We start from the raw sequence: 14,222 nt of genomic DNA on the forward strand, positions 1-14,222 counted from the left end.
GACGGCTCAGGCCAGCCGCTGCACCACGACCCGCGCGAGGTCGCCCTCCAGCACCCCGTCGCGACCGGTGGCGGGGAGGGGTGCGGCGAGCACGCCACCGTCGGCGAACACCTCCAGGACCGGGCCGTCCACCACGAGGCGCACCCGTTCGCCGGACCACGGGAGCTCGTGTCCCGCCACGACGACCGCCTCCTCGGAGGCCTGGGCGCGGAACAGGCCGGGCGACTCCAGCACGTCGCCGGGCCGCGGCGACCAGTCGAGGTCGGCGACGGCGGGCAGCAGCCCGGGCGGCACCTCCCCGGTCCGGCGGCCGTCGAGGGCCGGGTGCGGGCGGGCGACCAGGCGACCGCCCGAGGCCGACAGGAGGTACGGCAGCGAGTGCGCGCCCATCCAGCCGGCCTCGACGTCGCCGATGCCACGCAGCCACACGAGGAGGCCCGGCCGGCCGTCGGCGTCGTGGAAGCCCGAGGCGGCGTACAGGCTCGGCCCGTGGGTCAGCCGTTGCCACGGCGCCAGGCGGAGCCGGTCGCCGTCGTCGTCCTCGACCCAGGCGTACACGACGGCGTGCTGGTCGCTGGGGCCACCGACCGAGATGACCACGACCGGCCGGCCGTCGACCTGGAGCAGCGCCGGGCACTCCCACAGCGATCCCTGGTCGGTGCCGGACGCGGCCACCGCCGGCGGAGTCCACGAGACCAGGTCGTCCGAGCGCGAGGTCCACAGGGCGCCGGAGCCGTCGGTCAGCGAGCCGGCCAGCAGCATCCGCCAGCCGTCACGGTACGGCGCCACGAACGGGTCGCGGAACGCCCTCAGGTCGTCGTCGGCCGGCGTCGTGAGGACGACGTCCTCCTTGCGCCAGGTGGTCCACGACGCGTCGTCGGCGAGCGCGCGACGCACCCGCCCCCGGTCCGCGTCGGCGGCGTCCACGGCCGTGTAGAAGGCGATGCCGTCGGCCACCGAGCCCGACCACACGCCGTCCTCGCCGTCGCCCACGTCCAGGGCGAGGGGCTGCGTCTCCCAGGTGAGCAGGTCCGGCGAGGTCGCGTGGCCCCACGTGCAGGCGACGTCCCAGGTCGTCCGCCCGGCGACGTACTGGAAGAACAGGTGGTACTGCCCCTCGTGCCAGGTCGGGCCGAGCGGGTCGTTCACCCAGCCGGACGGCGGCGAGTAGTGGAGCGCGGGACGGGGGGAGCTCATGGCTGCATCCTTGCCGAAACCACCCCTGCCACACCGGCCTCGTTGGTGCTTGGATCGGCTCATGGTCACCTACGTCTACGACTTCGCCCAGGGCAACAAGGACGAGAAGGACCTCCTGGGCGGCAAGGGCGCGAACCTCGCCGAGATGACGAACCTCGGCCTTCCGGTGCCGCCGGGCTTCACGATCTCCACCGAGGCCTGCCGCGCGTACCTGAAGAACGGCGGCGAGCCGGACGGCCTCGCCGACGAGGTCTCCGCGCACCTGAAGTCGCTGGAGGAGGCGATGGGGCGCAGCCTCGGCGCGCCGGGCGACCCGCTGCTCGTCAGCGTGCGGTCGGGAGCGAAGTTCTCGATGCCCGGGATGATGGAGACCGTCCTCAACGTCGGCCTCAACGACGAGTCCGTGCAGGGCCTGGCCCGCAGCAGCGACAACCCCCGTTTCGCCTACGACTCCTACCGCCGCCTGCTGCAGATGTTCGGCAGCACCGTCCTGGGCATCGAGGGCGAGACCTTCCGCGACGCGCTCGACGACCTGAAGAAGGAGCGCGGCACCACCGCCGACACCGACCTCGGGGTCGAGGACCTCCAGGAGCTGATCGAGACCTACAAGGCGATCATCGAGAAGGAGACCGGCCGGTCGTTCCCGCAGGAGCCGCGCGAGCAGCTCGACCTCGCGGTCCGCGCCGTCTTCGACTCCTGGAACACCGACCGCGCCGTCCTCTACCGCCGCCAGGAGCAGATCCCCGAGGACCTCGGCACGGCCGTCAACGTCCAGGCGATGGTGTTCGGCAACTTCGGCATGGACTCCGGGTCGGGCGTCTGCTTCACCCGCGACCCCGCCAGCGGTGACCAGGGCGTGTACGGCGACTACCTGCAGAACGCCCAGGGCGAGGACGTCGTCGCCGGCATCCGCAACACGGTCTCGCTGGCCGACATGGCCGAGGTCGACAAACGGTCGCACGACGAGCTGCTCGCCATCATGACCAAGCTCGAGCAGCACTACCGCGACATGTGCGACATCGAGTTCACCGTCGAGCGCGGCAAGCTCTGGATGCTCCAGACCCGCGTCGGCAAGCGCACCCCCGAGGCGGCGTTCCGGATCGCGGTGCACATGGCCGACGAGGGCCTCATCGACATGGACGAGGCGCTGGGGCGCGTGACCGGCGAGCAGCTGGCCAACCTGATGTTCCCGCGCTTCGACGAGAAGGCCGAGCGCACCCTGCTCGCCAAGGGCATGAACGCCTCACCGGGCGCGGCCGTCGGCAAGGCGGTGTTCGACTGGGCGACCGCCGTCGAGTGGGCCGACCGGGGCGAGGACGTGATCCTGGTCCGCAAGGAGACGACCCCCGACGACCTGCACGGGATGATGGTCGCCCGTGGCGTGCTGACCAGCCGCGGCGGCAAGACCTCGCACGCGGCCGTGGTCGCGCGCGGCATGGGCCGCACGTGCGTGTGCGGCGCCGAGGCGCTCGACGTGGACGCCCGCGAGGGGCTGTTCGCGGTCCGCAACGGCCCGACCGTCCACGAGGGCGACGTGATCTCCATCGACGGGTCGACCGGCGAGGTGTTCCTGGGCGCCGTCCCGGTGACGCCCTCCTCGGTGGTGCGCTACTTCGAGGGCGAGGACGTCGACGAGCCGCTCGTGGGCGCCGTACGCCGCCTCATCGAGCACGCCGACGCCTCCCGGCGGATGAAGGTGCGCACCAACGCCGACACCGCCGAGGACGCCGCCCGTGCGCGGCGGTTCGGCGCGCAGGGCATCGGCCTGTGCCGCACCGAGCACATGTTCCTCGGCGAGCGGCGCCAGCTGGTCGAGAACCTCATCGTGGCCGAGGACTACGACGGGCAGGAGGCGGCCCTCGCCGAGCTGCTGCCCCTCCAGCGTCAGGACTTCATCGACATCTTCGAGGCGATGGACGGGCTGCCGGTCACCATCCGGCTCATCGACCCGCCCCTGCACGAGTTCCTGCCCGACCTGACCGAGCTGTCCGTCGCGCTGGCCATCGCCGACTCGCGCGGCCAGCGCAAGAAGCGGGACCGCAAGCTGCTCGCCGCGGTGCAGAGACTGCACGAGCAGAACCCGATGCTGGGCCTGCGCGGCGTACGCCTCGGCATCGCCATCCCGCACCTGTTCAGCATGCAGGCCCGGGCGATCCTGGAGGCGGCGGCCACCCGCCTCAAGGCCGGGGGCGACGTGCTGCCGGAGATCATGATCCCGCTGGTGGCGACCGTCCGGGAGCTCGACATCGTGAGGGCCCAGATCGCCGAGGTGGCCGCCGCCGTCGAGGAGGAGCAGGGCATCGAGATCCCGCACCTGGTCGGCACCATGATCGAGCTGCCGCGGGCGGCCATGACCGCGGGCAAGATCGCCGGGTCGGCGGACTTCTTCTCGTTCGGCACCAACGACCTGACCCAGATGACGTGGGGGTTCTCGCGCGACGACGTGGAGGCGTCGTTCTTCTCCACGTACCTCGAGCAGGGCATCTTCCCGGTCTCGCCCTTCGAGTCCCTGGACACCGAGGGCGTCGGTGCGCTGGTCCGCAAGGCCAGCGAGTCCGGCCGGGCGGTCAACGACAAGCTCAAGCTCGGCGTCTGCGGTGAGCACGGCGGCGACCCGGCCTCGATCCACTTCTTCGACGAGGTGGGGCTCGACTACGTCAGCTGCTCGCCGTTCCGGGTCCCCGTCGCCCGCCTCGAAGCCGGCCGGTCGGCGCTGGGCTGAGTCGCCGCGGGCGGGTCGATTGTCACGCGGGTGGCCGATCTAGAACAGGGCCGAGGCGAGGTTCCCGCGAGCGCGGGTGACGCGGGGGTCGGCGTTGCCGACGGCCGCGAACAGGCCGAGCAGGTGCTCACGGGCCTTGTTGCGATCGGCGTCGGAGGTACGCCGGACGAGGTCGATCAGCCGGTTGAACGCGTCGTCGACGTGGCCGCCGAGCATGTCCAGGTCGGCGACGAGGGTCTGGGCGTCGACGTCGTCGGGGTTCGCGGCGCCGGCGGCGCGGGCCTCGGTGAGGTCGACGCCCTGGGTGCGCTGGAGGACCTTCGCCATCGCCAGGCCGGCGGCGGCCTCGGTGTCGGCGGGGTTGGCGTCGACCAGCTTCTGGTACTCGGCCACGGCGCGGTCGATGTCCCCCTCACCGAGGGCGTCCTGCGCGGCGGCGTACCGCGGGTCGGCGATCGGCTCCTGCTCCTCGCCCTCACCCACCGGTGCCGCGACCGAGCGCGGCTGGTGCCGGCCCGTGATGCCCTGCGCGGTGAGCTGCTGGCCGAGCTGGTTGAAGAGGGTGCGCAGCTCGTCGATCCGGATCAGTCCGGGGATCGGCTGCGTGGCCGGCCGCCCGTCGAGGAGCACGAACAGCATCGGCACCTGCGGGATCTGCATCGCCTGCGCGATGGCCGGCGTGGCGTCGATGTCGACGAGCCCGGCGAGGAACCGCCCGTCGTACTCGCCCGCCACCGTCGCCACGTCGCGTGCCATCTGCGCGCTCTCCGGCGCCTGGCTCGTGGAGTAGAACACCAGCACCACAGGCGCGGTCATCGAGGACTCGAGGAGGGACTGGAAGCTCTGCTCGTCGACGTCCAGGGCGTACGCCGACGCGCCGGCCGCGCCGCCGATCCCACCCGCTGGGCCACCCGCCGGGGCGCCCGCGCCGGCGCCTCCGCTCGCGGGCCCGTGCTGGGGCGCCTGACCGGCCGGCCGCGTGAGCCCGGAGAGGTCGATCGCGCCGGGGCGGCTGAAGGGCTGCTGAGTCATGCGGCTATCTTCCCGAAGCCTCCGAGACGCTCCAACTCGGCCCGACGTGACGGCTGCCGCGACCGGCGCCCGCAGGCGCTGTAGACCAGTTGAGGCAATCTCTTCAGTTCGTCAACAGGCGACCCTCACGCCCGCTTGACTGGAGCCCTCTGGGCAGCCCGCCCGGACAACTCCGTCACCGCCCCCGTGAGGAGGCCCCCAGGCCGAGCAGACCGACGACCCCTGTTCTCGAGCAGCAGTCGACCCTCGTGGCCCTGCTCCGCGCATCGGCGAACCCAGGCCGGGCTGCTCGCTGCTCGACCGCAGGTCCTGACGACCTCCCCCCGGTCGTCACGGCCCTGCACCTGGGGCCGGCACCCGGAGCATCCATCGGGTGCCGGCCCACCTCCTCCCCTCGTCTCGGAAAGTCGCTGACCCATGACCGCCCCCTCGATCGAACGGCCGACCCTGCCGCGCCGGGTCCACGACCCGGCCCGCGAACAGATCGGCTCCCCCGCCCCGACGCCACCACCGACCCACGTGGCACCGCCACCTGCCCCCGCACCGCGCCCGGACCCCACTCCCCTGACCATCGAACCCGTGCTGACCCGCCTCGCGGCCGAGCTGCCCACTCTCAGCTCGGCGCTGGTGTGCAGCTCCGACGGGCGGGTGCTCGCGGCGTACGGGCTCACCACCGACGAGGCGACGCGCCTCTCGGTGCTGATCAGCTCGCTGAACGCGATGTCCACCGCGACGACGCAGGCCCACCACGACCGGTCGGTCGACCACGTGACCCTCGCCAGCGGTTCGGCGCACACCGTCGTCCTGACGGTGCCCTCGGCGGCGGCCGGTCACCCGCTGGTCGCGCTGACGGCCGACGACGTCAGCCTCGGCCGGATGCTCCTGCAGGCGCGGAAGACCGCCGACGGCGTGCGCGACGCCCTCGAGAGGTACGCCGGACAGCTGTCGGGCTAGAGCTCGTCCTCGACGACGTGCATGGCGGCCTCCTCGGCGGAGGCCCCGGCACCGTCGATGCCGGCGTCCTCGGCGTACAGCTCGGCGTCCTCGTCCTCGTGGGCCCCCTCGTCGGGTGCCACGAGACGGCCGGCGCGCGCGGTGCCCACCTCGCCGTCGTCGAGGAAGTCGTCGTCCTCCTCGGCGTACGGGTCCGGCTCGGGCTCCTCCTGCGCGATCCGCATGTCGAGCGTCTCGCCGAGCTCCTCCTCGAGCGGGGTGTTGCCGTACCCCTCCGCGACCGACCACTTCTCCGGCGGCGAGTACCCCTCGTCCAGCGGGTCGTCCAGGCCGCGGTTGTCGGTCAGGCTGTCGCCGTCACCCTGCGGCTGGTCCTCGTCGTCGACGCTGTAGCCGCCGTAGACCTCGCTGTCGTTCTCGCTCATGCCCCGACCCTAGACACCGGCCGGTGAGCGATTCGTCAGAGGTCGCCTCCTGGTGGGGACCCGCAGGATCGCTGACGAATCGGGGGGGGCCACCCGTCAGAAGCGCGCGGGCTCCCGGTACTCGCCCCACTCGGCGCGCAGCGCGTCGCAGATCTCGCCGAGCGTGGCCTCGACCCGGACCGCCTCGAGCATCGGCTCGATCATGTTGGCGTCGGTACGGGCGACCTGCACCAGGTGCTCGAGCGCGGCCTTGACCACGTCGTCGTCGCGGCCGGCCTTGCGCTCGGCCAGCAGCCGGACCTGCTCGACCTCGACCTCGTGGGACACCCGCAGGATCTCCAGGTCGTGGGTGACGGACTCGGTGTTGGTGTTCACGCCGACGATCTTCTTCTCGCCCTTCTCCAGCGCGACCTGGTAGACGAAGGCCGCCTCGGCGATCTCCGACATGAACCAGCCCTCCTCGATGCCGCGCAGCAGGCCCTTCGTCACGGGGGTCTCGCCCCGCTGGGTGGCCTGCGCGAGGCGCTCGGTGTCCTGGTGGGACATCGTCGAGCCGCCCATCGAGAGGATCTTGTCGAAGATGAGGTTCGCCTCGGCCTCGATCTGGTCGGTGAGCGCCTCGACGTACCAGGAGCCGCCGAGCGGGTCGGCGACGTTGACGACGCCGGTCTCCTCCATGATCACCTGCTGGGTGCGCAGCGCGATCTCGGCCGCCTGCTCGCTCGGGAGAGCGAGGGTCTCGTCGAGGGCGTTGGTGTGCAGCGAGTTCGTGCCGCCCAGCACCGCCGCGAGGGCCTCGATGCCCGTGCGGACGACGTTGTTGTACGGCTGCTGGGCCGTCAGGCTGACGCCGGCCGTCTGGGTGTGGAACCGCAGCCACTGCGCCTTCTCCGACGTGGCGCCGTACACGTCGCGCATCCAGCGCGCCCAGATGCGCCGGGCCGCGCGGAACTTGGCGATCTCCTCGAAGAAGTCGACGTGCGCGTCGAAGAAGAACGAGAGGCCGGGCGCGAAGAGGTTCACGTCGAGGCCGCGGGACAGGCCGAGCTCGACGTACCCGAACCCGTCGGCCAGCGTGAAGGCGAGCTCCTGCGCGGCCGTCGAGCCGGCCTCGCGGATGTGGTAGCCGGACACCGAGAGCGGCTTGTAGTCGGGGATCTCCGCGGCGCAGTACTCCATCAGGTCGCCGATCAGGCGCAGGTGCGGCTCCGGGCCGAACAGCCACTCCTTCTGGGCGATGTACTCCTTGAAGATGTCGGTCTGCAGGGTGCCGTTGAGCTTGCCGGTGTCGACGCCCGCGCGCTCCGCGGCGACGATCATCATGCAGAACACCGGTACCGCGGGCCCGCTGATCGTCATCGACGTGGTGACGGAGCCGAGGTCGATGCCGGCGAAGAGCCGCTCCATGTCGGCCGCGGAGTCGATCGCCACGCCGCAGTGCCCGACCTCGCCGAGCGACATGCGGTCGTCGGAGTCGCGGCCCATCAGCGTGGGCATGTCGAAGGCCACGCTCAGGCCGCCCCCGCCGCGGCCGAGGATCATCCGGTACCGCTCGTTGGTCTGCTCGGCGTTGCCGAACCCGGCGAACTGCCGGATCGTCCACGTCCGCCCCCGGTACCCCGTCGGGTACAGGCCGCGCGTGAACGGGAACTCGCCCGGCCACTCCGAGTCCTCGGTGCCGTACGCCGGCTCGACGGTCATCCCCGAGAGGGTGGTGAAGTCGGCGTCGCGGGTGCGACCCGACGTCAGCGCAGCGTCGTACCGGGACTGCCAGCGTGCGCGAGGGGAGTCGGTCATACCGAAATAGTAGGACGTCCTACTAATTTACGCGAAACAACGTGCCCTACCTGACCCAGCAGTAGATCTGCCCGTCGCGCACCTCGACCTCGACCGGTGGCTTGGCGCCGTTCTCCCGGAGGTGGTCCAGCACCTTGGTCCGGCCCCGGAGGGAGACCCGGCCGTCGTCGAAGTGCAGGTACGGGTGCAGCAGCGGCCTGAGCTCACCCCAGGAGCCGGAGTCGAGGAACCCGTACGCCGCCATGGCCGGCGCTGGGAGCTCCGGCAGGTCGTGCAGCATCTTCGGGGTGCACATCCGCCAGGCGTCGGTGACCAGCTCGCGCATCTCCTGCTCGTCCAGCCCGGCGAGCACCGCGCACACCCACTGGTAGCGGAGGTCCGAGGTCCCGGGCAGGAAGAACGTGGCCGGGTCCGACGCGACCAGTCCGTCCCGCTCGGCCTTCGGGAACCCGAAGCCCATGGTCAGCTCGTCGGCCGAGAACGCGACGTACACGATCGAACCGACGCGGAACTTCCAGCGGCCCCGGACCTGCACCTCGTACGAGCGCGGCAGGGCCAGCGCCACCCGGCGTACGGCGTCCGCGTCGGTCATCGCGCCCTCACCGGCTCAGTCTGCGAAGTCCCCGGCGTCGCGACGTACCGGCCGCAGCAGGGCCGAAAGCTCGGCGAGCTCGTCCTCGGTCAGCGACTCCAGCGCGAAGTCCGTCGCGACCAGGTCCTTGGTCGCCGCCTCGACCAGCGCCCGGCCGCGCGGGGTGATCTCCGCCAGCACGCCCCGGCCGTCGTCGGGGTGCGGCAGCCGCACGACCAGCCCGTCCTGCACCAGCCGCTGCACGATGGAGGTCACCGACGTCGGGTGCACCTGGAGGCGCTCCCCCATCTTCCCCAGCGGCAGCGAGCCCCGCGAGGAGAAGGTCAGCAGCACGAGCGCCTCGTACCGCGCGAACGTCAGCCCGTGCGGCCTGAGGATCGCGTCCAGCCGGCCGATCACCAGCTGCTGGACCCGCATCAGCGACGTCACCGCGTGCATCGCCGGCACCCGGTCCCATCTCAGCCCCCACTGGCGCGCTGCCTCGTCGATCGGGTCGAACGGCAGCGGCGCCTGGCTCGGTGGCATGGGTCGATTATCGGGCCCACCGCTGGTCGAGGAGGGACGAAGTCCCGTCACGAGACCCGGTGGCGTTCGCAGCCTCCCGCGGTCTCGTGACAGGCGCTGCGCGCCTTCCTCGACCAGCGTCAGCGAACGTCGGCCTGCCTCAGCGTCGCCGGCGTCCCCAGGCGGACGGTACGGCGCGCGATCCACCAGGCGATGACCAGGACGACGAGCAGCACCACGCCCAGCACGCCGCCGAGCACCAGCCACCGCAGGTCGTAGTCGACCGCGGGGTCGAACGTGCCGACCACGCCGATGTCCAGCGACGGGAGCACGAGCAGCAGGGCGGCGACCGCGGCCAGCGCACCGCCGACGACGGCCATGCCGAGCAGCGCGACGTACTCGGTGAGGATCGCCCGGCTCAGGTCCCGCCGGCGGACGCCGACGACGCGGAGCGCGGCGACCTCGTAGGAGCGCCAGCGGAGCTGGACGATCGCGAGCGCCAGCACCCCGAGGAAGGCCAGCGCCAGCGTCAGCACGCCGACCAGCAGGAAGACCTTCCAGCCCAGCGAGAAGGCGTCCGAGCGCAGCTGGTGGAGCTCGCCGGACTCGGTCCGCACGGTGGAGAGGTCGACTCCGGCCTTGCGCAGGTCGGCGATCACCGACCGCGGGGTGCCGGAGGCGACCAGCAGCTCGGTGAGGCTGACGTCGGTGGAGAGGTCGCCGTACTCGCGCAGGGCGACGCCGAGGTCGGAGATGCCGCCGTTGTTCCCGACGACGGGAAGGGCGTCCGCGCGTCCGGTCACCTGCATCGGCGTGCGGGTGCCGATCAGCGACGCCCCCTCGACCTCGTCGCGACCCGCGTCGTCGAGCTTCGTGCCCGTCGTGGCCACCATCGCCGGGGCGTCCGGCAGGTCGGTCGTCGTGATCCGGACGACGGTCGGCTCACCCTCGGCGATGTCGAGGGTGAGCCCACCGGCGCCCGCGCTGAGGGAGACCGGCGCCGTGTCGGACGTGCCGAACGGGCGCGCGGCCCGCCAGGCCGAGGCGTCGGTCAGCCGCCAGTCGCCGGAGTCCTCACCATCGGTCGCGACCGCGGCGATGGTGAAGGTCCCGTGGACGTCGGTGACCGAGGAGCTGCTGCCGGAGAGGTACAGCTGCTGGAGCTCGCACCCCTGCTCGCAGCCGGAGGCGAAGCCCTCGATGGTGGCGTCGCCCGTCAGCGGCAGCTCGCCCATCGGCAGGATCTCCTGCTGGCCGGTGCCGGTGTCGACGTACCTCATCCAGAGCGAGACCGGGAGGTTGAGCTTGCCCTTCAGGGCGATGCCGGTCAGCTCGAACGTCAGGTCGTTGCCCGTCCAGGTGACCGGGTCGGCGCGGACGCCGGAGGAGAGCCATCCCTGCACCTGGCTCGGCCCGGTCCCCCACGACGGGTCCCAGGCCGACACCCGGGCGAACCGCGGTGAGTCGACCAGCGCGACCCTCGCCCCGTCGGTGGTGCGCGGGGTCGGCGGCACGAAGGCGGCGAGGTACCGGCCGTCGGCGTCGATCTCGTGGGTCAGCCAGTAGAGCTGCGCGGGTGAGCTGTCGGTGAAGTACACGGTCGGCGCGCCGACCGTGGCCGCCGCCTTGGACACCCGCCAGTCGTCGGCCACCTTCCACGCCGAGGCCGCGAACGTGGCCATCGCCGTGGCGAGCAGCAGCGGCAGCACCAGCTGCATCAGGTCCTGGCGGCGCACCAGCCGCCGCGAGGCTAGGAACGGCGACAGGCCGCCGCGCGCGGACGTGCGCGACATCCACAGGCGCGCCAGCGCGCCGAGCCCGACGAGCGCCAGGACCGACGCCCCCAGGGCGACGAACAGCGGCGTCAGCAGCTCCAGCAAGCTGGAGGACTGGGTCGCGTCCGACGTCACGACCTGCACGACCGCGGCCGCCGACAGCATGACGAGGGCGCCCTGGGCCAGCAGGGCCCAGCGGGACGTCGTACGCCGCCGGGTCGCCGACGCCAGCGACGCGGCGAGGGGTTCGCGGACGACGCCCAGGACGGCGACGAACGCGCCCGCGAGGGCGGCGACCGTGACGATGACCGCCGACGCCACGGCCTGCGGCGTCACCACGAACGGCGTCTGGCCCAGCCACGTGTCGGTGACGAAGCGCGAGGCCGCGACGGCCAGCGCGATCCCGACCGGCACGGCGAACAGCAGCACGGCCACCGGCTCGGCCACCGCGAACCGGACCACCTTCGCCGACGAGAACCCGCGCAGCTTGGCCAGCGCGACCTCCTGACGCCGTACCTCCGCGGCCGACGAGACCAGGACGTACAGCAGGAGCAGGGCGAGCACGACGAGCGGCACGATCGCGGCGAGGGTGATCTGGGACAGCAGGTGCTGCTCGGCCCGGACGTCCTCGAACAGCGACAGGAGGCTCGCGGGGTCGTCGCTCTGGAGGACCGGCGGCGCCTGGCCCGCGATCTCGCCCTGCCACTCCACGAGGTCCGCGTTGGCGGCGTCCATGGTGTCGATGTCGAGAGCCCGCAGGTCGATCGCCCGCTCGGCGCCACCGACGGCCGCGTAGCCGATGCCGGCCTGGTCGACGAGCAGCGACGGAGCCGGCAGCGGCGGGTCGCCACCCGGCGGCGGACGCAGCAACCCGTCGCCCACGGTGTGCGCCGGGTCGAACCAGTAGGCGTCCGTGGCGTCGGCGATCGTGTAGGTGCCGACGATGGTCCAGGCCTGCGTGAAAGTCGTGGCCTTCTTGTCGTCGCCCGCGAACACGGTGTACTCAATCGTGACCTGGTCGCCGACCTTCTTCTGGAGCGTCCTGAGCATGGTCGGGTCGACCAGCGCCTCGTCGGGACCGGCGGGACACCGTCCGACCACCGTCGCGTGCTCGCACATGCCGTCGCGCCACAGGGCCCGGATCGGGTGCTGCACGCCGCCGACCGGCTGGGTGCTGCCGGTGCTCTCGAGGAAGCCCACCGGCGGGTGCCAGTAGGTGCTGGCTGCGTCGCTCGACGCCAGGTCGAGTGCGGTGTCGACCATGCCCTGCTTGGTGCTGTCGCTGAGCGGCTCGGGGGCCTGGTCGTCGGCCGCCCGGTCCTGGCCCGCCGGCACGCTGGCCACCGTGATCGGGTGGTAGGTGCCCCCGGCCTCGTCCGACGGAGGGGCGACCTCCACCTGGAGGCCGGTCTCGATGTTCGGGCGCTGCAGGGTGCGCTGGTCGAGCACGTGCTCCGAGGACGACCGGGCGTACAGCGGCGTCGCGACCGCGACCAGCATGGACAGGGCGCCCAGCACGAACACGCCGATGTTGAGCCAGCGCCGCGAGCGCAGGCCGGCGAGGAAGGTGCTCATCGGCCGTGGTCTCCCGGAGGCGACACGTCCACCCGGCGTACGAAGAACCCGTCCTCGGTCTCCTCGAACTCGACCAGGGAGCCGGGCGGGTAGTCGTCCGCCCACTCCTCGGGCAGGTGCACCGCACCGTCCTGGTCGATGACGGCGTAGTCGCGGCCGTGCACGCCCTCGGAGCCGATCCGGCCGTTGCGGATGGTGATGCGCCGCGGGATGCGCGAGGCGATGTCGGGGTCGTGGGTGACGATGACGACCGTGGTGCCGAGCTCGGCGTTCACCCGCTGGATCAGGTCGACCATGGTGTCGCGGTCGGCGTGGCCGAGCTGCGAGGTCGGCTCGTCACAGAGCAGGAGACCGGCGCCGCTGGACACGGTGACGGCGAGCGCGACGCGCTGCTGCTCGCCGCCGGACATGGCGTTGACCGGCTTGTCGGTCAGCTCGCCCAGCCCGAGCAGGTCCAGCAGCTGGCGCGGGCTCGGCAGCTCGCGGACGTCGGCGGGCGCCAGGCCGCGGCGGGCGAACTCGACGTTGCCGGCGGCGGAGGCGTAGGTCAGCAGGTTGCGGCGCGCCCCCTGGAGCAGCGAGGCGACCTTGCCGGCCCGCAGCCTGGTCAGCTCGGACTCCGGGATGCGGCTGATGTCGATGCCGTCGACGACCACCTTGCCCGCCGACGCGCGCTGCAGGCCGCCGAACAGCCCCAGGAGCGTCGACTTGCCGGACCCCGACGGCCCGAGCAGCGCAACCTGCTCGCCCGGGGCGATATCGAGGTTGACCCCGCGCAGCGCGACGACGTCGTGCCCGGCCAGCGTGGTGTAGATGTGCACGACGTTCTGGCACCGCACCGCGATGCCCGTACGTCGTCCCACGGCGGTCGAGCCGGCCGAGACCCAGCTGTCGACCGACATCAGGAGGTACCGGGCCGCATGAAGGCGTCGTGCTCGTGGCCGGGCTCGGGTGGCGGGGGCGGGGCCTCGTGCACCTCGATCCTCCCGTCGACCAGGTGCACCTCCTCGTCGCACTCCTCGGCGACGGCCGGGTCGTGGGTGGCGACCAGCACGACCGCGCCGCGGTTCGCCTCCATCCGCAGCTGGCCGACCACGACGTCCCGGTTGGCCTCGTCGAGCTCGCTGGTCGGCTCGTCGGCGAGCAGCACGGCCGCCTCGACGACGAGCGCACGCGCGACGGCGACCCGCTGGAGCTGTCCACCGGACAGCTCGGAGATGAGCCGGTCGGCGAGCTCGTCGACGCCCACCCGGCCCAGGGCCTGGACGGCCTTCTCGGTCGCCTCGACCGGGCCGACGCCGCGGCCGCGCAGCGCGATGGAGACGTTCTCGGCCGCGGTGAGCGTGGGCACGAGCCCGTAGCTCTGCAGCACGAAGCCCGTCCCCGGAAGCGGGTCGCCGGCCTTGGTGGTGACCGGCCCGCCGTCGTACGTCGCGGTGCCGGTGGCCGGCTTCGCGAGCCCGCCGACGAGAGTGAGGAGCGTCGTCTTGCCCGACCCGGAGGAGCCCGTGACCGCGAGCATCCGGCCGGGCTCGGCGGCTACCGACACCGTGTCGAGCACCCGGCGACCTTCGACGTCGAACGACAGGTCGGTCCCGACCAGACGGCCGTCCTGGCGCCCGTCGTCCCCGATCGTGGTCACCCGATGG

The 14,222-nt window shown here is 72.4% G+C and carries 11 protein-coding genes; 2 read left to right on the plus strand and 9 right to left on the minus strand.

Annotated elements, in window-relative coordinates:
• Positions 1–6: 6 nt before the first annotated feature.
• Entirely contained in the window at positions 7–1,197 is a 1,191-nt protein-coding gene (locus ISU07_RS17505; RefSeq protein ID WP_194708122.1) for a glycoside hydrolase family 32 protein, read from the minus strand.
• Between the two features lie 61 nt (positions 1,198–1,258).
• Here ISU07_RS17505 and ppdK point away from each other — a divergent pair, with 61 nt between their 5' ends.
• Positions 1,259–3,919: a pyruvate, phosphate dikinase gene (gene ppdK / locus ISU07_RS17510; RefSeq protein WP_194708123.1), complete on the plus strand. Its 2,661-nt coding sequence runs from the start codon at positions 1,259–1,261 to the stop codon at positions 3,917–3,919.
• 39 nt (positions 3,920–3,958) lie between these two features.
• On the opposite strand, the gene ISU07_RS17515 is transcribed toward ppdK, so the two are convergent.
• Positions 3,959–4,951 carry a co-chaperone YbbN gene (locus tag ISU07_RS17515; protein WP_194708124.1) on the minus strand — a complete coding sequence of 331 codons (993 nt, stop codon included), beginning with the start codon at positions 4,949–4,951 and terminating at the stop codon, positions 3,959–3,961.
• Positions 4,952–5,530: 579 nt separating this feature from the next.
• On the opposite strand from ISU07_RS17515, the gene ISU07_RS17520 reads away from it, so the two are divergent.
• Positions 5,531–5,905 (plus strand): roadblock/LC7 domain-containing protein, encoded by a 375-nt coding sequence (locus ISU07_RS17520; protein ID WP_194708125.1) that lies wholly within the window; start codon positions 5,531–5,533, stop codon positions 5,903–5,905.
• Here the strand turns inward: ISU07_RS17520 and ISU07_RS17525 are convergent.
• From ISU07_RS17525 to ISU07_RS17555, 7 genes are all read right to left on the minus strand, one after another.
• Entirely contained in the window at positions 5,902–6,330 is a 429-nt protein-coding gene (locus tag ISU07_RS17525; protein WP_194708126.1) for a DUF5709 domain-containing protein, read from the minus strand. The genes ISU07_RS17520 and ISU07_RS17525 overlap by 4 nt on opposite strands.
• A 96-nt stretch (positions 6,331–6,426) precedes the next feature.
• Positions 6,427–8,127 carry an acyl-CoA mutase large subunit family protein gene (locus ISU07_RS17530; protein WP_194708127.1) on the minus strand — a complete coding sequence of 567 codons (1,701 nt, stop codon included), beginning with the start codon at positions 8,125–8,127 and terminating at the stop codon, positions 6,427–6,429.
• Positions 8,128–8,173: 46 nt separating this feature from the next.
• The gene (locus tag ISU07_RS17535; RefSeq protein ID WP_194708128.1) at positions 8,174–8,719 is read right to left on the minus strand and encodes an MmcQ/YjbR family DNA-binding protein; all 546 of its coding nucleotides are present in this window, start codon (positions 8,717–8,719) and stop codon (positions 8,174–8,176) included.
• A 15-nt stretch (positions 8,720–8,734) separates the two neighbouring features.
• Positions 8,735–9,244 (minus strand): MarR family winged helix-turn-helix transcriptional regulator, encoded by a 510-nt coding sequence (locus ISU07_RS17540; RefSeq protein WP_194708129.1) that lies wholly within the window; start codon positions 9,242–9,244, stop codon positions 8,735–8,737.
• A gap of 119 nt (positions 9,245–9,363) precedes the next feature.
• A complete protein-coding gene (locus ISU07_RS17545) occupies positions 9,364–12,573 on the minus strand; it encodes an FtsX-like permease family protein (RefSeq protein WP_194708130.1) in 3,210 nt (1,069 codons plus the stop codon).
• Complete coding sequence (locus tag ISU07_RS17550) at positions 12,570–13,475, minus strand: ABC transporter ATP-binding protein (protein ID WP_194708131.1); 906 nt, start codon at positions 13,473–13,475, stop codon at positions 12,570–12,572. Before ISU07_RS17550 ends, ISU07_RS17545 begins: the two co-directional genes overlap by 4 nt.
• Positions 13,475–14,215, minus strand: a complete 741-nt coding sequence (locus ISU07_RS17555; protein ID WP_323742687.1) for an ABC transporter ATP-binding protein — start codon at positions 14,213–14,215, stop codon at positions 13,475–13,477. Before ISU07_RS17555 ends, ISU07_RS17550 begins: the two co-directional genes overlap by 1 nt.
• Between the last annotated feature and the right edge of the window lie 7 nt (positions 14,216–14,222).

It is taken from the genome of Nocardioides islandensis, from assembly GCF_015352455.1.
Lineage (GTDB): Bacteria > Actinomycetota > Actinomycetes > Propionibacteriales > Nocardioidaceae > Nocardioides > Nocardioides islandensis.